Annotated in this window: 9 protein-coding genes; 7 read left to right on the forward strand and 2 right to left on the reverse strand. The window is 40.0% G+C overall.

Going from position 1 to position 21,251, the window contains the following annotated elements; genetic code table 11:
• Nucleotides 1–192: 192 nt before the first annotated feature.
• On the reverse strand, nt 193–2,454 hold the full coding sequence (locus QSE00_RS12020; RefSeq protein ID WP_286106159.1) for a GH92 family glycosyl hydrolase: 2,262 nt from the start codon (nt 2,452–2,454) through the stop codon (nt 193–195).
• Between the two features lie 469 nt (nt 2,455–2,923).
• On the opposite strand from QSE00_RS12020, the gene QSE00_RS12025 reads away from it, so the two are divergent.
• A complete protein-coding gene (locus tag QSE00_RS12025) occupies nt 2,924–6,070 on the forward strand; it encodes a SusC/RagA family TonB-linked outer membrane protein (RefSeq protein ID WP_286106160.1) in 3,147 nt (1,048 codons plus the stop codon).
• 25 nt (nt 6,071–6,095) lie between these two features.
• Nucleotides 6,096–7,637: a RagB/SusD family nutrient uptake outer membrane protein gene (locus tag QSE00_RS12030; RefSeq protein WP_286106161.1), complete on the forward strand. Its 1,542-nt coding sequence runs from the start codon at nt 6,096–6,098 to the stop codon at nt 7,635–7,637.
• A 345-nt stretch (nt 7,638–7,982) separates the two neighbouring features.
• Here the strand turns inward: QSE00_RS12030 and QSE00_RS12035 are convergent, their stop codons facing one another.
• Entirely contained in the window at nt 7,983–9,890 is a 1,908-nt protein-coding gene (locus tag QSE00_RS12035; protein WP_286106162.1) for a tetratricopeptide repeat protein, read from the reverse strand.
• Between the two features lie 614 nt (nt 9,891–10,504).
• Between QSE00_RS12035 and QSE00_RS12040 the strand changes: the two genes are divergently transcribed.
• From QSE00_RS12040 to uxaC, 5 genes are all read left to right on the forward strand, one after another.
• A complete protein-coding gene (locus tag QSE00_RS12040; protein ID WP_286106163.1) occupies nt 10,505–13,051 on the forward strand; it encodes a phosphoenolpyruvate carboxylase in 2,547 nt (848 codons plus the stop codon).
• 531 nt (nt 13,052–13,582) lie between these two features.
• A complete protein-coding gene (locus tag QSE00_RS12045) occupies nt 13,583–16,597 on the forward strand; it encodes a PAS domain S-box protein (RefSeq protein WP_286106164.1) in 3,015 nt (1,004 codons plus the stop codon).
• 196 nt (nt 16,598–16,793) lie between these two features.
• Complete coding sequence (locus QSE00_RS12050) at nt 16,794–17,189, forward strand: response regulator (RefSeq protein WP_286106165.1); 396 nt, start codon at nt 16,794–16,796, stop codon at nt 17,187–17,189.
• 243 nt (nt 17,190–17,432) lie between these two features.
• The gene (locus tag QSE00_RS12055; protein WP_286106166.1) at nt 17,433–19,667 is read left to right on the forward strand and encodes a DUF7133 domain-containing protein; all 2,235 of its coding nucleotides are present in this window, start codon (nt 17,433–17,435) and stop codon (nt 19,665–19,667) included.
• Between the two features lie 71 nt (nt 19,668–19,738).
• On the forward strand, nt 19,739–21,145 hold the full coding sequence (gene uxaC / locus QSE00_RS12060; protein WP_286106167.1) for a glucuronate isomerase: 1,407 nt from the start codon (nt 19,739–19,741) through the stop codon (nt 21,143–21,145).
• The last annotated feature ends 106 nt before the right edge of the window (nt 21,146–21,251 follow it).

Genomic DNA, 21,251 nt, shown 5'->3' on the forward strand with positions numbered 1-21,251 from the left:
CCAAGAGCATACCTCCTGTCCAAAAATCATGATCGGGCATAAAAAAATGACCCTAAATAAAATCTAAGGGCAGTTAATATTCTATGTGTTCTACAAAATTAAGCTAACTCCTGAAAGTGCCTTAATAATTCATCCATCCGTTTATTCTATTTTGGAATCATTCAGAAGGTCCCAAATTAACGTCACTCCATTCTAATTGTTTTTGAAGGCAGTGGGATTGGGGCTTTTTCCCATTTCAAATTCAAGGACATCGCCATTCATTATTTGGGTATAGGTAATAAAGGGTTCATCCAATACCTTTCCATCCAATTTTAAGGATTGAATGTACATATTCTCCTCGGACAGGTTTTTTGCTATGATCCTAAAAGATTTTGGTTCTCCGTTCTTTTGTAGGCTAAGCTTGAATTCTGGAAATTGAGGTGCCCCAATGGCAAATATTTCCGTTCCGGGAGTAACCGGATAAAATCCCATAACTCCAAAAACATACCAGGCTGACATTTGCCCACAATCATCATTCCCGTTGATCCCTAGAGGGTGATTTCTATAATTGATGGTTGAGGTATGCTTGCGGATAAGCTCCTGGGTCTTCCATGGCTGCCCTGCATAATTGAACAAGTAGGCGTAATGATGCCCCGGCTCATTATCATGACGGTAATGTAGTCCATCAAAATTTTCATTTAATTTAGCGGCATATTTCTCCTTTCCCCCAAAGAGTTCAATACTTCCTTCAATATCGTGCATAGCACCAAATAAATAAGTCCATCGGCCCCCTTCGGTAAAACCTTCCTGTACGTTTTTGTCCCAATCGCCATTATATAGTCGCGCATTTAGAAAGCCAGTCTCTTTATTATAAAGGTTTTTGTAGTTTTTGCTCCACCCCATTAATCGCTCATAATCTTCCGTTTTACCCATATCCATTGCCATTTGGGCAATGCTGTAATCATCTATGCCAAATTCAATGGTCCGTGTTACGGATTCCCGCGTTTTATCTGCCGCAACATATCCCAGGGAGTGGTAATAGGTGAGTCCGCCCCTTGCTTCATATAAAGTACCTTCATCCCGATCTCCCCAAGGCTTTTCCGTGTCCCTATAGGGTGGGTGCATGGCATTTTTTCTGACGGCTTCATAAGCCAGATCAAGGTCGTAATCCCTAAAGCCCTTTATATAGGCATCTGCAATTACAGCGTCTGCATGGGTCCCGGTCATGATGTTGGTATAAGTGGGATTAGGCCATTTTGGAAGCCATCCTCCCTCTTGGTACATTTGTAATAAGGATTGTATCATGGGGCTTACCCGTTCGGGATTTGTAAAATGTAGAAGCGGATGCAGGGCCCTAAAAGTATCCCAGAGGGAGTAGTCGTTATACGAAACCCCTTCATGGACCTTGTCGTCGAACGGACTGTAATAGCGTCCGTATTCTGAAAACTCCCTGGGAAACAACATGGTGTGGAACAAGGCAGTGTAGAAAATACTTTTTTGATCTTCCGTTGCTCCGTTTACCTGAATTCTGGATAAATTTTCTTGCCAAATATCCCGGGTATTTTCCACTACTTTATTAAAGTCCCAATCCGGTATTTCCTTGGATAGGTTTTCTCGGGCCTGTTCCAGGCTTATAAAGGAAGTGGCAATTTTAACTTTTACCTTTTCATTTTTTTCCGTTTTAAAACTTATGTAACCGCCCATTCTGGCACCGGTCTGCTCTTTGCCCATTTCTGTAATATCGGGCTCCGTCCTAAATGAATTCCAAGTTCCGTATCGCTCGAAGGATTTGTCAAATTGAATTATGAAATATCCCTTAAAGTTTTTGAGTTCAGGGCCCAAATGGGAAGACATCCGTTCCGGGTTGTAACCGGTAATTTCCCTTTTGTTTTCATCTATTTGGATATAGCCGTGAAACGCCTTTTTGTTCTCGGTAATATTAATGCCCTGGATAACGATATGGGATTCATCGGACTTGGGAAATGTGAATTGAAAAATGCCGCAGCGGGATGCAGCCGCTATTTCCCCTTTAATTTTTTGCCCCTTATCCCCCATGGAAACGCTGTAATAATTGGGTTTGGATAGTTCGTCCTTATGGCTAAAGGGCATGGCCCGGTCTTTGGGAAGTAGCTTTAATTTCCCAACTTGTGGCATTACGGATACGTAGCCATAATCGCCCATCCAAACCGTTGGCTGGTGAGTGGCCATAAATCCTTGTATGGTATTGTCTTCATAGACATAGGGCATTTCGCTGATCTTATTTTCCCGTGTCTGGGCCACAAAATTCGTCATGGCAAAAGGGGTTCCTACACAGGGCATGGTGCCACCGCCATCCCTACCTTCCATAAAACCAGCTGATGGGGTTCCTATTAGTGGATTAACATAATCAACTTCCATTTTGTTTTGGGCCGGTAAGAACGTCATCCAAAATAATAGCGTTGTAACTGTGTACAGGAATTCTTTACTCGTTTTCATGCAAAAGATAAATAAGCTTAAACCTATGGGTTATCGTTAATATTCATATGAGGGTGCTAATCAAAAAAACAATAAATTATTGATAATGGGAAAGATAGGGAAATATTTGTTGTGCAAAGGTTTGCATACTTGTTGAACCTGTTGCGGTCGTTTTTGATTGTTTCAAGAATGGATGAGAAGGATGGGGCATAAAATGAAGTAGGGGCATGGAAATGGGAAGTACCCGCTTTTATAGCCGTAATCAGTTGTTTTATTTAGATGACCTTGACCATGGAGATATGGGTCAGGATTAGGAATACTTGATAAATTTCAGGGAAGAACTCTAAAATTCATGAATTTTAGAGTTCTTTTTTTCGTAATCCGCAACATTCCATTTTCCTTAAGATATATTTAACGGATGTATGTTTTAAGCTTATAACTAGGCTGGATATGCAGTTAAAAACAATTAACTAACTAAAATAAATTATTTATGAAGATTACACTAGGTAAATGCCTATTGCTAGTAGGAGCATTTTTATGTTTCGGACTGGTGGGGGCACAAACGGTGACAGGAAGTGTTTCGGATGCATCCGGACCCTTGCCTGGGGCAAATGTATTGGTAAAAGGTACTACCAATGGAACCCAAACGGATTTTGACGGTAATTACTCCTTGGACAATGTAAGTAGTAATGCCACTTTAGTTTTCAGTTATATAGGTTTCAAGACCATGGAAATACCTGTGGGAGGCAAATCTATAATTAACGCTGTTATGGAGGAAGATGCCAGCGAATTGGAAGAAGTGGTATTAATTGGTTATGGTAGCCAGCGAAAATCGGATCTTACCGGTGCAGTAGGTCAAGTAGATGCCGATCAACTTCAAGAACGTCCTGCCACATCCTTAAATCAGGCCTTATCAGGTAAGATTGCCGGGGTACAGGTAAATACCAACTCGGGTCGGCCAGGAGGTAAATCCAACATTCGGGTAAGGGGCTTTAGTTCTATTAACTCTTCCAACAACCCCTTATATGTTATAGATGGGGTTCAGTTGCCTCAAGGTAACCAGGCTAATTTTAGTTCGGCCATAGATTATTTAAACCCTAACGATGTGGTATCCATCGAGGTGTTGAAAGATGCTTCTTCCACTGCCATATATGGAGCCCGTGGTGCTAACGGAGTTATTTTGGTAACCACTAAAAGAGGTCGTGCCGGACAGGGAAGGGTTACCTATGATGTAGAGTATAGCGTAAACCAATTTGGCCCCAACAGGGCTAAGGTTTTAAATTCCGAGCAGTATGCCATGATAGAACAACTTTCTTGGGAAAACACCCAAAAATTTGATCCTGCTGGTTGGGCAGCCGGAAATTATGCCCAATATGAGCCAAGACTTAAAAGAGCCAATCCCAATGTTGCCTATTTGTTCGATAGCGAGGGCAATGCAATTTATGATACCGATTGGTCCAAAGAAGTGGTGCAGCATAAGTTGTCGCAAAACCATCAGTTGGGTTTTTCAGGCGGTAATGAAAGAACCACATATGCCATCTCCCTTGGTATTAGGGATGATCAGGGTCTTCTTAAGAATACCTACTTAAAACGTTATTCCGGAAGATTTTCCATTGATGATCAGATTAAGACCTGGCTAAAGATTGGGGGATCCTTGAGTTATAACAATCAGACAGAGAATTTGGCAGATACCAATGATCAGGTGCCACGTAGAATGGTAGAGGATTATCCTTTTTATCCTGGTCCTAAACATACTGGGGGGCCATTGGAAGGTCTATATGCCAATAACAGGGATTATCCCTATGCTGAAGGTACCCGAAATTCGGTGAACTGGTTAGAGAATAACGAGTACATTTTAAATACCCAGACTACGGCCGGAAGTTTTTATACCAATCTTAATTTAACCAAGGAATTGGAAATGAGGACTGTAATCGGTGCCAATATCCTTACCCAGGAGAACAATGAATTCCGCAACAGTGTCTTGGATAATAATGCGGTTGCTAGAGCTCAGGCGAGTAATGAAAAACAAACTTTTTGGTCTATTGAAAACTACTTGACCTATAATAAGGAGATTAATGAAAACAATTCATTGACCGCTTTATTGGGAGTATCATGGCAACAGTCCAACCAGTTCTATGTCAACGCAGATTCTAGAAATTTTCCTACCGATTTCTTTAAATATAATAACTTAGGTGCAGGATCGGACAATATTGCGGTACAGTCCTTTGCAGACAGGGAAGCCCTTAACTCCTATTTTGGACGTTTGAATTACAACCTCTATGGAAAGTACCTGTTTACGGTAACAGGTAGGGCCGATGGTTCATCTAAATTTGGTGACAATAACAAGTTTTCCTTCTTCCCCTCGGCAGCTATTGCCTGGAGGATTTCGGACGAGGATTTTTTGGTAGACAATTCGCTGATTTCCAACCTTAAACTTAGAACAAGTTATGGGGTTACAGGAAACTCCGAAATACCACCCTATTCCTCCTTATCCCTCTTGAGTTCCAATTATGCTGCCATATGGAGTGATAGTCGTGTTGGTGGTACAGGCTTAAATCGTCTGGCGAACCCTGATTTGAAATGGGAGAAGACTGCGCAATACGATGTTGGACTGGAATTGGGTCTATTTGACAATAGAATTAGCCTGGAAGCGGATTATTACTACAGGAAAACCACCGATATGCTCTTGGATGCCCCTGTTCCACAATCCAGTGGTTATGCAACCATAAGAAGAAATGTGGGATCCATGCAGAACAAAGGTTTTGAATTTGGGCTATCTACAAAGAATATTATGACCCCGGACGTAACCTGGAATACTAGCTTCAATATTTCTATGAACAGGAACAAAGTGCTTTCCTTGGCCACACCCTCGGATATTTTTGGTGTAGGTGGACCAGGGATAACCAACGAAACCAGTATTATTAGAGTTGGTGAACCTGTAGGCGCCTTCTGGGGACTTACCCGTTTGGGAACTTGGGGTACGGATGAGGCCGCTGAAGCCGCTAAATTTGTAAGTTATAGAAACGGACTAACCATTTTACCCGGAGATATAAAATACAAGGATTTTAATGGAGATTATATAATTAACGATGAGGATAGGTCCATTATAGGAAACGGATACCCAACTGCATGGGGAACGCTAACCAACTATGTTTCCTATAAGAACTTGGATTTCACCTTGGAACTGCAATATTCCTGGGGTAATGATGTAATGGATATGAACTTGCATTCCAGTGAGGACAGACAGGCTCTTGCCAATAGCTATACCACAGTTTTGGATGCATGGACCCCAGATAATCAAGATACCATGATAGCCCAGGTTAGGGATACACGTGCCGGTTATGTAACCAACGTGGATTCACATTGGGTAAAGGATGGTTCCTTTGTACGTGGTAGAAACATTATGTTAGGATATACTTTTGATCAAAACTTGGTTGAGCGTATGCATTTGAATAAATTGAGATTGTACGCTTCGGCACAAAATTTCTTTTTATTGGTAAATGATGAACTACTTGGAGATCCCGAGGTAACCCCTATTCGTGGTGGTGAGGGCAACAATGTCTTCTCACAGGGAATGAAGTGGCATGAATATCCAAAATCGACAACCTTTGTAATTGGTCTGCAAGTTGGTCTGTAATTAACAAAATTTAAAATAAGATATTATGAAATTTGATATAACTAAACACATTGGAAAGTTTTACCTCTGTTCGCTAATGTTGCTGACAACAGTGGGTTGTTCCGATTTTTTGGATGAATCCGATCCATCAAATCTAACTCCGGACAGTTTTTACACCACGGCCAAACATGCGGAATCGGCAATTGCGGCCGTTTATGCGGATGCTAGGTTTGTAGGTGATGGTGCGGGGATTTTTTCCTCCAACTGGCAATTGTTGGAAGCCCCAACAGGTACTTCTACCACCCAAACCGCCCAGAATTCGGATTTGAACAACCTATATTCCCTCTCCTATGATGCAAATACTTTGCATGTCAGGAATTGGTGGCGAGGAGTTTACAAACTTATCGCCAATGCCAATTTGGTACTTGAAAATGTGCCTAACATAGAAATGGATGAGGCCCAGAAAAACAAAGTTTTGGGAGAGGCACGATTTTTTAGGGCTTGGGGCTATTTTTACGCCGTTAGGTTATGGGGCGATGTTCCTCTGATTACTTTGCCACAGAGTGCCACTTCAGAAGACTTTAATCCTACCCGTAGTCCTCAAAAGGCGGTATACGACCAGATCGTAGCTGATCTAGTGGCTGCAGAAAGTGCAGGCCTGTCCTGGACGGATGAGAGTGGTAGGGTTTCCCAGGCTGCGGTTAAGTCCTTGTTGGCAAAGGTATATCTTACCATGGCCGGACATCCACTTAACGAAACGGCACGCTATGCCGATGCGGCCAGTAAGGCCAAAGAGGTTATAGATAATGCAGGACCCTTGGACCTATTTGATACCTACGCGGAAGTACACGATGAAACTTTGGGCAATATGGTAGAACATGTCTTTAGCCTGCAATACAATGATGAAGTAGCAGGAAACCCCATGGGCAATATGTTTCCCAATTTCCAACCTGTAACCTATAGGGGGCCATCTGGAACGGGTAGTACTGTACCGGAAATCGAGTTTTATAACTCTTATGAGGTCGGTGATCTTAGGGCGGTAGACCGTGAAGGTTGGTTCTATAGCAGCTATTATACCAATGGTAGTGGTGACCTATTTGATTTAGGTGCACCTTATGTTTTTAAGCACTTTAATGTTATTGCCAATGGTACATTTGGCGTTCCAGGGACTGCCAAGGACAATTTGAACATGCCTATTATTCGCTTTGCTGAGGTATTATTGATCTATGCCGAAGCGGCCAATGAGGCCACGGGTCCAAATCAAGACGCAGTTGATGCCCTGACCAGGATAAGGGATCGTGCAGAGTTGACAACTCCTTTACTAGGAGCCTTTACCCAAGCTTCCTTGAGGGAGGCGGTTTGGAAGGAAAGGTGGCATGAGCTGTGCTACGAACAGATTACTTGGTTCGACATGGTGCGCCTAAGAAAAGTCCTGAATAGCGAAACAGGGACATTTGATGATTTTGTAGGACATGTTAACCTTAGTTCGGACCAGGCACTGCAAGAGAAACATTTGTTGTTTCCTCTTCCGGAACAGGAAATGATCAACAATCCAAATTTAACACCTCAAAATCCCGGTTATAATTAATAGCCTTTTAAAGGATTAAATCCTTTGTTTATATGGATTAAAATTTTTGTTTGAGTTAATTAGTTTAGTAATTTTAAAAGGCAGTACCCGTTGTGGGTGCTGCCTTTTTGTTTTTGCGCGTTTTGGGTTGGTTATATTAGGACTGTTAAGCCTTATCCCCAGAGATCCTTTATGGTAATGGAAATAATTTTGACAGTCTGTTTATTTGGATCTCCCTGGAGTGTTTATAACGATTATATTGCGTTACCGGTTCCTATCCTAGGGGACTGTTAGTGGAGGGCAGTAGCTTTGGCAATGTAGGGTGATAAAAGCAATAAGAAAGGTTAAAACTGAAATAATGGAGTTCTATCCAATCTTTTTTAGTTTATAGGAAGGTAGCGCTGGAGATTTGCTTTTAACTTCAAAGGCGTTATTAAGTTCATTTATAAAGTTGGACGGAAGAATGCCCAATCTCTTTTTAAAAGCCGCATTAAAGGTGTTTAGATTGTTGTAACCCAGGGAAAAGGCTATGTAACTTAATTTGCTGTTCCTGAATTCTATATTCTTCAGTAGTAGGGGGAGTAAGTAGTTTATTCTTAATTCGTTGATGTAATTGTTGAAATTGGATTTTTTTTCCTGATTTATAACTTGGGAAAGGTATTTGGGGTTGGTTTTTAGTTGTTCGGAAAGTTGGTGTAAATTACAATTCGGGTCCAAGAAAAAGTTTTCCTTTTCCAGTTTTTCCAATTTGGTCAAAATAATATTCTTGATATCCTTATCCAATCTAGGCTGTGTTTTAGGGATATCGGCGCTTTTTCTTTCAATGGACCATTGGGTTTCCATATGTTGAAATCCATTGATCTTTTCGCTCATCCTTAGCTGAATTTCTGCCAGATCGATCGTTCTTAGCAAGAGCAGCCTGTTTTTCTTCCTTACCTTCAGATAGGAATACAAGGAAATAGTACTGATAATAAATAGTAAAGCGAGAACCATGATAATGGCCCTGAATTTTGCTTTTTGGGCTTTGTTTTCCAATTCCAGTATTTTTTTATTCTGCAAAACCTCCTTTATTTTTCTTTTGGTCTCCAGAATAATGATTTTTTGCTCCTTTTCATTGGTGAACAATGAATCGTTTATGGCTTTGTACAAGGATTTATAATCGTCCGACTTGGAAAGTTGGTGGGTTTTCTCATATAGTTGGCCCAAAACATAACTATTTCGCTTTACAACATCAAAAGCATCAATGTTTTCTGCAGCTTCAATGCTTTTTTCATAATTGGATATGGCTTGTGCAGTGTCCTTGATCTGCAAATACAATTCGGCCTGTACGGTAAGTGCCCTTGGTATCCTAAAAAGATAATTATTTTTGAAATTAATTTCCAAGGCTTTGGAAATGTGTGTCAATGCCTTTTCGTGTTCTCCAACGGACATATAAATATTGGCCATATTGCTATGTACCGATGCCAATATATAGCTACCTGCGGGGGGCAGTTGTTTTTCTATTTCCAGAAAAAAGGCATAAATTTTAAGGGCCCCCTTGGGATCGTTCAATTTTGCCGTCATGCGGGCAATTTCATCTATTTTCGGGTATATATATTGCGTTTTTTTAAGTTTAAGTATGTAGTGTAGGCCTTCTAGGCAATAACTAAGGGATTTGGAATAGTTCTCAATTCTTAAATAATAATGGGATAATGCGGAATTGGCCTTCATTAAAAGATAGTCGTTTTTGCTTTTTTCTGCACTATCCAAAAGTCTTAGACCGGTTTCCAAAGCCTTGTCATACTCCCCCCTTTCTGAATGGATGTATGATTTTAAGGTTGAAATATCGGCGTAAATCTCGGGGTAGGCGCTAGGGCCAACTACTTTCTGAACCTCAAGGACCTTTTTCATGGACTCCTCAAAATCACCGAGGACGAACAAAAAATAGGCCCTGTTATAGTTTGCCTTGAGAGTTCCTTCCTTAAATGCCAATTTCTCCGAAAGCAACATGGCCTTTTCGTTGTAAGTGTTGGCCAGTTCGGCGGATTTATAGATGTAGACGGTGAATAGATTTAATAAGGTCAGCACCTTTTCTTTACCTTGGGCATTCTTATTTTTATCGAGTAAAAATTCAATATCCAAAAAATTTTCCTTGAAGTCATTCTTATTGTGCACAAGATTATGAACTGCATTTAAATAAAAGTCTACAGAATCTTTTGAGGTTTCTTTTGCGTTTAAGGGATTGAATAATAAAAAGAAAATAATCGGGAATGAGGTTTTGGTTAAGTTATTCATGGTTTGTTTTTTTTATACCAATTGCCTTTGGGGATTTTGATTTTGGGAGACCCTGATTACAAATTTGTCTTATTTGTGGAGACCACCTCAAGAGTGGTGCCTACATAGCCTATAATAGATTGGGGCCCTTGATCATATGCAATATAGTATTGTTAAATATATGAATAGATATTTAAATATAATGTAAATATTAAGATAGGTTTGTGTTAATTGTGCAAAGGTTTGCATTGCTTGCCATTTTATTGGCACGAGGCAGGAAGTATTGGGGAGGTAAGGAGCAGAAATCTTTTTGTATGCCTTCCGTTTTAATATGTTGGGTTTTCCATAGGGCCAAACTAAAAAGAGCCTTGCCGGTAAGACAAAGCTCTTTTACGAGAACACTATATGAAAATGAAAAAATTACTTTTAATGATTACAATGTAAATGTACCTCCTTACATTCCGTGTTTAAAATTATTGTTGTCAAGTCTATTGATTATGAGGTGTCCCCATTAAATTTTGATGTTTGGCACATTATTCCACCTTCAAATCTAAAAATATGCCGATATTTATTGCTTGAAATTCATGTTCCCATAATATTGGAACGATGATTATGTAGAATGTAATTAAAGATGTATGCTTCAATCAGAGAGATTAGACGAGTTTAAAAAATCGGTACAGAACAAGTTCAATATTTATAATAGCCTGTTCCTTAATTTGCCCTATCGAAATATTGAAAATGTAGGAATGCTAATACCATTATTGCTGCATCAGGCCGAAACGGGATTGAAATCCGGGAAAAATCCCCAAGAAATTTTGGATGCCTTTTTTCAGAACTATGCCAATATTGATTCGGAAAAGGACAGGATAGATTTTATGTTCAGAATTATTCAGTATGTTGAAAGACAGGTAGTATTGTATGATAGCGTTGAGGACGCTGCTTTTCCACAGCTCCAGAAGCACAGTAGTTCCCTTACTATTGGTGATTATTTTCAATTGGTGGACAAGAATAAAAGTTGGGACCAGATATCGGAAAAACTGTCGACCTTTAGTGCCCGAATCGTTTTAACGGCCCACCCTACCCAGTTTTATACTCCGGCCGTCCTGGATATCATAGGAAATTTAAGGAACCTTATTTTGGAGAACAAAATCAATGATATTGATCTGGTGCTACAACAATTGGGTCTCACCTCCTTGATCAATGCCAAAAAGCCAACACCCTTGGATGAGGCAAAAAACATAATTTATATTCTAAGGAATGTATATTATGATGCTGTTGGGGAGCTTTATGCTTATATCAAGGATAATATTGGCGACATGGATTTCAACAATCACAATATCATGAAATTGGGATTTTGGCCAGGAGGGGATAGGGATGGGAATCCTTTTGTAACCTCCAGTATTACCAAAGACGTAGCCGATGAGTTGCGAATTACCCTAATGAAATGTTATTATCACGATGTAAAAAACTTACAGCAAAAACTGACCTTTAGGGACCTACAGGACGTGATTTCCAATTTAAGGGGGCGCTTGTACAACACTATGTTCGATGCCAATACGGTTATGCGCTATGATGAAATTATTGAACCCCTTCTTGAGATAAGGTCGGCGCTAATTGGTAAATACCATAAGCTCTATCTAAAGGATTTGGATCATCTTATAGATAAGGTTAAGATCTTCAGGACACATTTTGCCACCTTGGATATTAGGCAAGACCATAGTGTTCACACCCAGGTGGTAGAGGCTATCCTAAAGGCGAACGGATTAATTTCGGAGAATATTGGGGAATTGGATAAGCAGGAATTGATAGATATTTTAATCCATAAGGATATAGATCTACAAGTACAGAATTATGACGAGGATATCGTTAAGGAAACCATCCAAAATATTCTACAATTAAGGGGGATTCAGGAGAAAAATGGCGAAGAGGGTTGTAACCGATATGTTATTAGTAATTCCGAGAATATTTTTTCCGTACTTTTTGTGTATGGACTCTTTAGATGGTGTGGTTGGGAATCGGATAAGATAACCTTTGATATTATTCCCCTGTTCGAAACCATGAAAGGCATGGAAAGTTCCGAAAATACAATGACAGAATTGTTCGACCTTCCCGCTTATAAAAAACATTTGGCCCAGCGCCATGATAAGCAAACTATTATGCTCGGCTTTTCAGATGGTACCAAGGACGGTGGATATGTGAAAGCAAATTGGGAAATTTTCAAAACCAAGGAAAAATTATCTGCCGTATGCGATCGGAACAATATAAAGGCTATATTTTTTGACGGACGTGGTGGACCTCCGGCCCGTGGAGGGGGAAAAACCCATAGATTTTATGCCGCACAGACAAAGGATATTGCCAATAATGAAATTCAACTGACCATTCAAGGGCAGACTATAACCAGTACCTACGGCACTAAGGAGCAGTTTATCCATAATTCCGAACAATTGTTGACGGCAGGTCTTTCCAATAATTTGTTTGGAAAGGAAAATGTTATTTCCAAAGAATCAAGACAATTATTGGAATCGTTGTCGGATCTAAGTTTTGAGAAGTACGATGCTTTAAAGAATCATGACAAGTTTATTGCTTATTTGGAAAACAAGAGTACTTTAAAATACTACCAAAAGGCAAATATTGGGAGTAGGCCAGGTAAAAGAGGCCATAAGAAAAAACTGGAACTCACGGATTTGAGGGCCATTTCATTTGTAGGCTCATGGAGTCAGCTTAAACAGAATGTTCCGGGCTACTTTGGCATTGGAACGGCTATTAAGATTTTAAAAGACCAAGGAAGATTGGAGGAACTGAAAAAGTTGTTCAAAGAGGTGCCGCTGTTCAAGGCCCTGATGCTCAATAGTATGATGTCTTTGGCCAAGTGTTATTTTGAATTGACCAGCTACATGAAAGATGACAAGGAATATGGTGAATTTTGGAACATTCTTTACGAGGAATATCTTCTGTCCAAAGAAATGTTGTTGCTTATATCGGATTCCAAAATTTTGATGGAGAAAGAGTCGGTTTCAAGGGAATCGGTTAAAATTAGGGAAAATATAGTATTGCCGCTATTGGTAATCCAGCAATTTGCCCTTCAACAAATGAGTAAGGACACAGAATATAAAGAGTTGTATGAGAAAATAGTAATTAGGTCATTGTACGGTAATATAAACGCAAGTAGAAATTCTGCCTAATATATTGGATCTATTGATAGGTCTGGGGTCAAGAACAATGGTATTGTACTATCTTTGATTGGTGCCCACTTTATTTCTTGACCCTTCATTGTTTTGGAAAATGGTTCAACCCTTAAAAACGTTTGTATAGGGAGTTTAAAATGTACTTCCTTACTCGTGGTTTATTGTTTTTCCCTACAGGGATTACATAGAAAGGAAGCTATTTAACAAGGAATCTACTACATGTTGTAAGCCGTAAGCATATCTTTGTTTATATTTGATACTGAAATAGTTGCGTCTGCAAAGTTTCAGGTCAATTTTTAGGGAATATTTTACGACTACAAGGTACCCCCCCTCTCCTTTTTAGTTGCAATTGAATTAAGGTACTAAGTGTGTGCTTGGACCATATTGGTCTAGTACAGGCATTAATGAAATAAATTGGTTTGTCTACAGTGCCATGATTTTAATATAATTTTGGCGTGGGGAGAACGTTTAGGGAAGTTTATTTATTTATTTTAAGGAAGTTTTATGCCTAAAAACTATAATACTACTATGCAAATTGGTTTTAGAGATCTTTTGCAGAGGGAAGGTGATTTTGTCAATTTTGTGGAGCAGAGCTGTGTTGATGGTCTATGGCGTTGGGATGTGAAAAATCCGGAAGATGGTGCTGTAAATAATAAACTGGCCCAATTCCTTGGCTATTCCCCACAGTTGGATGAGGACGCTATTTCAGTCGATTTTTTGTCATTGATACATAGCGACGACTTGGAGATTTTTCAAAATGCCTATAAAATCCATATAGCCAAAAAAGGCAAATCCCCATTCAATATTGATGTAAGACTGAATCACGTAAAAGGGCATTCCTTATGGTTCAATCTTAGGGGTAGGTCGGTGTCCGAAGATTCCCGGAATGGCAACGGCCTTTTAGGGGTGGCGCTCAGCATTGAAAAATATAAGCAGACCGAAATCAATATAAACGCCAAAAAGACCTATTATAAAAATGTGATCAAGGGTGCCAATGTAGGAATATGGGAGAGCAACCTGAAGACCGGGATGGTGATTTACAATGAACGCTGGGCAGAGATGATAGGCTATACCTTGGCAGAGCTGGAACCTTTTACCCATGATCGTTTTTTGAACCTTGTGCATCAAGAAGATATTGGGATTCTTGTAGATACCCTAAAGGCACATATAGACGGGAAAAAGACCAAAGAACAGATATTTAGAATGCGCCATAAAGATGGTAACTGGGTCTGGATACTTAGTCGTGGCGAAATTACAAAAGTAGATGCCGAGGGGCGACCAGAAATAATTTCCGGCATACATTATGACGTTACCCATAGGAAGTCCAATGAGCTGTTGGTGGAAAAATATAAGAACCTTTTTGAACGCTCCAGTGAAACGGCAAAAATTGGCTATTGGGAGATTGATCAGAAGGAAGGTACTGTATTTTGGAGTAAGGTTGCCAAACAAATTCACGGCGTAACAGGGGAATATGCACCAACATGGGAAAAAGGATTGAATTTTTATTCGGAAGGTGTTCATAGGCAGCGTATTAAGTTAATAGTGGATAAGGCTCTAAAAGAGCCTATGGAATTTGATGAACAGTTACAATTAAAAACTGTAGACGGACACCTAAAATGGGTAAGGGTAATCGGGGTCTCCGAGCACAGGGACAATGAGTGTGCAAAACTGTACGGACTTATACAGGACATTGATGAAATTAAAAAGGTCCAATTGGAAATTAGATTTAGGGAAGAGCAATTTAGGCAAACCTTTAATCATTCGGCCATAGGCATGGCCTTGATAAATAATGAAAATAAATTATTAAGGGCGAACAAGAGTTTCTGTCAAATCTTTGGGTACGATGAGCCTGAATTGCAGGAAATGGACCTAGTGAACATTGCCCATCCGGACGACTTAAAGATTAATAGGGAATATATTGAGGAACTGTTCCACGGCATACATAAGTTTATAAGACTGGAACATAGGTTTTTTCACAAAAATGGATCGGTAATATGGGCAAACATATCTATGTCCGCAATACACAACGATCAGGGGGAGGTAATTCATTTCGTATCCCAAATTCAAGATATAACCGAACGCAAACAAAACGAATTGTTATTGGCGCATAATGCCGAAATTATGCAGCGCATCAATGAAACGGTGCGAATCGGAATCTGGGAGCTCCATTTAGGGGATAATACCGTTTACTGGAGTCCGACCATAAAAAAGATGGTAGGGGTTCCAGAAGATTATGTTCCAACACTGGAGGAGGTCTATTCATTTTTTCAGGAAGGGGAACATCGCGAAATCATCATTGAGGCTTTAAGGACGGCCATGGATAAAGGCAAGGGTTTTGATCGTGAGCTGAAAGTAGTTACCAAAACCAATAAGGTTTTTTGGTCAAGGACCATTGGCATCCCGGAGGTGGTCAATGGAAAATGTGTTAGGCTATACGGTTTTTTCCAAGATATTGACGAATCCACTAGGATGACTAGGGATTTGGCATTAAAAGAAGAGGAATTAAGACAAACCTTTGAACATGTCGCCATAGGTATGCTTGTCATAGATTTGAATGGTAGATTGCGAAAGGCCAATCCAAAAATCTGTGAAATATTGGGTTATGGGGAAAAGGAGATTCTTGAAAAAACGGTGCTGGATTTTGTGCACCCGGAGGATTTGGAAGGAGCTAGGCAATTGTTTGAAAGTACCATTGCTACACAGAGTGGATTTAGAGCTGAGAAGCGCTGTAGGCATAGGAACGGAAGCTATATTTGGATTTATGAGGCCGTAGCGGCCGTAAAGAATGACAAGGGCGAACTTATACATTTCGTGGCCCAAATCCAGGATATCTCCGATAAGAAGCAGTTGACCGAGAATTTGACGGAGCACAACAATCGTCTAATCAACTTTGCCCATATTGTTTCCCATAACTTAAGATCGCACACAAGCAATATTACGATGCTTTTGGACCTTGTCTTGCAAGAGGATCCCAGAATAGTTGAAAATGAATATTATCGCAAAATTAAACTGGTTTCGGATAATATGAACGAAACTATCCACCAGCTAAGCGAGATTGTGGAGATAAATTCAAAAGTGAGTTCTACCTTAACTTCCCAAAATTTACTAAAAAGGGTGCAGAATGCCATGAAGATAGTTGGTCCGTTGGTCAAGAAAAATGGTGCTACAATACATTTGGCGGTAGATGCCAATATCAATGTATTGGCGGTGCATGCCTATTTGGAAAGTATTATTCTAAACCTTATTACAAACGCTATCAAGTATCAATCTCCCGAACGATTGCCGGAGTTGAACATAACCAGTGGAAGAAAGGGGGAATATGCTTTTTTAAGTTTTGCGGATAACGGACTTGGAATCGATCTCGACAGACATGGCTCCAAGCTTTTTGGGATGTACAAAACATTTCACAATCACCCTGAAGCACGGGGTATCGGACTTTTTATCAGTAAGAATCAAATCGAAGCCATGGGGGGGTGGATCGAAGTGGAAAGCACATTAAACCAGGGTACAAAATTCACAACATATTTTAGAATTGTTTTGTAAGATGTAATCCATTTTGTTGTTCTGTAATTGTGATTTTGTCAAAACATGAAAGTCGTAATATTTAACAGATGCCAATTTGTTAACATCAATTAAAGGTAATAAATTGATAAAAATCAATTATATTAGTAGTTAACCAATTCTATAGAGTAAGAAGATTTGGGTTTTTTAAGAGCATTAATAAACCATAGACACTGGAATGACGACTAATACGATTTGCATAATTGATGATGATCCCATATTTATTTTTGGCTCTAAAATTCTTTTAAGGAATAATGATTTTGCCTCTGATTTTCTTATCTGTCAAAACGGAAAAGAAGCTCTGGACCTAATAATCCCCCTAATAGAATCGGAACAAGGGTTGCCGGAGGTTATTTTCTTGGATTTGAACATGCCCATTATGGACGGCTGGGAGTTTTTGGAAGAGTTTGGTAAATTGTCCGGAAAAAAAGACGTTAAAATCTATATTTTAAGTTCATCTGTAGATTCCAGGGATATGGAACGCGCCAGTAAATATAACACGGTCAATGGTTTTATAGCTAAACCTTTGACGGATGTCAAAATTAGGGAACTGGCCCAAGAAATTGAAGGCTAGGGGGAGGCATGCCTTCCAACCTCAAAACCCACTGCTCCTTCAAGAGGCAAGGCATACTTTGTATGCCGATGACTTTAGTCGTGGTTTCTATGGTGCAATAACTGTAATACTCTCCAAAAATATAACGTATTGTGCTGATGGTCTGTTTTTTGCCAAATATATATTAATCCATTAGTATTTTAAAAGCCTCTGTATTAATTTAGTGCCCTTGTCAGACTTTCAGAATACAAACTACCAATATTAATGAGATTATCATTTTGTTTTTTCCTTTCGCTTATTGTTATTGCATGTAAACCTTCCTTCCAGGAACCTCGGATTTCCTTTGAGGATTATAGGTTGGAAGAAGGTTTTGAACTGGAACTGGTGGCGTCCGAACCCCTTTTAACAGCACCTGTCGCAATAGATTTCGATTCCAAGGGACGGATTTGGGTCGCTGAAATGACTGGATTTATGCTCAATTTGGAAGGGGATGGGGAAGATTTGCCAAGTGGATCCATTAAAATTCTTGAGGATCTTGATGAAGATGGAATTATGGACCACGCCAAAACCTTTTTGGATAGTTTGGTGATGCCTAGAGCTTTGGCTTTGGTGTATGGGGGGCTTTTGTATGCGGAATCCCCTAACTTGTGGTTTGTGGAAATTGAGAATGATAAACCGGTTAACCGGGTACTTGTAGATTCGCTTTACGCTACCGTAGGTAATCCTGAACATCAGCCCAATGGATTAATGATGAATATGGATAACTGGATCTATAATGCCAAATCCAATTTTAGATATCAGCGTAAGAATGGCGTGTGGAAAAAGGAACCTACTACCCAAAGAGGGCAGTGGGGAATTTCCCATGATAATTTCGGAAGGCTTTATTACAACAATAATTCCACTCAATTATTGGGCGATCATATTTTGCCCAATAGATTGATCAGGAACAAGTATTTTATTCCCCAAAAAGGGGTGGATGAGGCATTGACCAAGGATCAACGTGTTTATCCACTTCATGCGGCCTCAGTAAACCGGGGATATGAAGAAGGGGTTTTAAACCAGGATAGTTTATTGGTGAATGTTACTGCTGCCTGTGGTCCATTGGTATATAGGGGCGGGATGTTTCCTGAGGATTACGATCAGAATGTTTTTGTATGTGTTCCGGAAGTCAATTTGATCAAAAGAAATGTCCTGTCTTTTCATGGAGATCGGGTTGAGGCCAAGCAAGCTTGGCAGGGCAAGGAGTTTTTGGCTTCTACGGATGAAGGGTTCCGTCCGGTGAACTTGGCAACAGGGCCCGATGGGAATATGTATGTTGTGGATATGCATCGCGGTGTAATACAACATTATGCATTTTTGAGCCCGTATTTGAAAAAATTATCGGCACAGAAGAAATTGGATACCATACTGGACTATGGTAGGATCTTGAGGATTAGAAGCAAAGACAAATCAGCGAGGAGCATTCCTGATCTGGAGACTTTTTCAGGGGCCCAATTGGTCGCATCCTTGAAGGATCCCAATGGATGGGTGCGTGATAGGGCCCAGCAGTATTTGATTCAGAAAAATAATCAGGAAAACTTGCCGGCATTAAAGGAAATGGCTTTGGACAATGAAAGTCCTTTGGCGCAATTACACGCCCTTTATGTGTTGAAGGGACTCAATGCCCTGTCCTTCGATTTCTTATTCAACATCGTTCAAAATGGAAGCCCGGAAGCATCGTCCCATGCTATTGTTTTAATGGAGGATTTTGCATCTAAAAATAATGTGTCCAAGGCCAAGGAACTCTTTAAAGGGGTGATGTACAGGGATGAGCCCATGTTGGATCTGTACCTGTCAACTACATTGGGAATTTGGGCCAAATACGATGAAGCAGTCTTTTTTCCCTTAATGTACGATTTGGCCAATAAATACAGTGACAATAAAATTTACCAGGAGGCCATTGTCAGCGGATCGGAAGATGTTCTTTCAACTCTTGGTACCCAACTGGGACAACAGGAAGACCTTAAGGATTCGGACCTTGCCAGGCTAACATATGAGAGTGTGGAAAGGAAGGGCAATGATAAGCCGAATTATATTTATTCAACAAAAATTGCAAGAGCGGATTCTAGGACCAATGGAGCTATTTTGTTCCGTCAAATATGTGCCTCATGTCATTCGTCCAGTGGAGAAGGTATCCGAGGATTGGCACCACCTTTGGTAGGCTCGGAATATATTTCTACGCATTTGGAACAATTGGGGCTCATTATTCTCCATGGCCTAAAGGGGCCTCTGAATATTAAGGGGGAAGTATATGATGAGAACCATCAAATGCCAGGCCTTAAGTATAACAAGAATCTTTCCGACAAGGATATATCGGATATAATATCCTATGTGACCAATGCATTTTCAGTTCATCCTAAAGGTTTGAAACCGGAAAAAATAAAAGAATTAAGGAATGTAACGCCTAAAGACGGTATGGAATATACCGAAAAGGAATTGTTTGAGCAGGTTGGGAAATAAGCTTGGACCGCTGGTCCGCATTCAATGACAAAGTAGGTAGTTTAAGTATTAAAATTAAATTCGTTAGTAAGATGAAGACTTTTATAAATGATGATTTCCTATTGCAAAGCGACTTTGCCAAAACCTTATATCACAATTATGCCAAAGAGTTGCCTATAATTGACTATCACAATCACCTGCCGCCCCAAGAAATTGATGGGAACCGGGTTTTTGAAAATATAAGTCAAGCCTGGTTGGCCGGGGATCATTATAAATGGCGTGCCATGCGTGCTTTTGGAATAAATGAACATTATATAACCGGAAATGCTACGGATAAGGAAAAGTTTCTCAAATGGGCGGAGACAGTGCCCTATACAGTAAGAAACCCTTTGTACCATTGGACCCATATGGAACTTCAGCGTTACTTTGGTATACAGGAATTGTTGGGGCCGGATAATGCGGAGGAAATATATGAGCGCACTTCATCAATACTGCAGCAAAACTCCCATCACACCCTAGGGTTGTTGCAACAACAAAAGGTGGAGTCGCTTTGTACTACCGACGAATCCATAGATTCCCTTCAATTTCATAAAAGCATTAAACAGAAAGGGTTATCTCCAAAAGTTTTTCCAACTTTCCGTCCAGATAAGACATTTGCCATAGAACAGGGGAGTACTTATGTAGCCTATATGGAAAAATTGGGCCAGGCTTCCAATATCCATATTAGGGCTTACAAGGATTTGTTGGCTGCTTTGGAAAATCGTATCGACTATTTCCATGAACAGGGGGGTAGGCTGGCCGATCATGGATTGGAACAATTGTATTATTTCGAAGAAGGTACTTATGATGTGGAAGGTCTCTTTAAAAAAGTTATGGACGGCAAATCACTTTCTATGGAAGAAGTGCAATATTTTAAGGCACAGGTGCTGTTGTTCTTGGGGAAGAGTTATCATAAAAAAGGGTGGGTGCAACAATTCCACATAGGGGCCATTCGGGACAATAATAAAAGGTTATTGTCCAAATTGGGTCCAGATACGGGCTTCGATTCCATAGGTGATTTTTCGCAGGCTCGTGCATTGAGCGGCTTCTTGAATGAATTGGATGGAACAGATCAATTGGCCAAGACCATAATCTACAATCTTAATCCCTCCGATAATGAAGTAATAGCTACCATGGTAGGGAATTTTAACGATGGCAGTGTTAAGGGGAAGGTGCAGTTTGGCTCCGGTTGGTGGTTTTTGGATCAGAAAGACGGTATGGAAAAACAAATGAATGCGCTATCCAATATGGGGCTTTTAAGTTGCTTTGTAGGGATGCTGACCGACTCCAGGAGCTTTTTGTCGTTTCCGAGACACGAATACTTTAGAAGGATATTATGCAACCTTATAGGGAATGACGTGGTAAACGGGGAGTTGCCCAATGATGAAAGATTACTAGGGAAAATTGTCTCCGATATATCCTATTATAACGCTAAAAACTTTTTTGATTTTAATAAATAGCACTCTTTAAAGTGTTTGTTTAAGGTCATTATTTCTGGAATAAAATTAAAAATGCGCATCTCTTTGGGATGCGCATTTTTTTTGGGATGATATAATCTTGATAGGA

This window comes from Arenibacter flavimaris, assembly GCF_030291335.1.
Classification (GTDB): domain Bacteria; phylum Bacteroidota; class Bacteroidia; order Flavobacteriales; family Flavobacteriaceae; genus Arenibacter.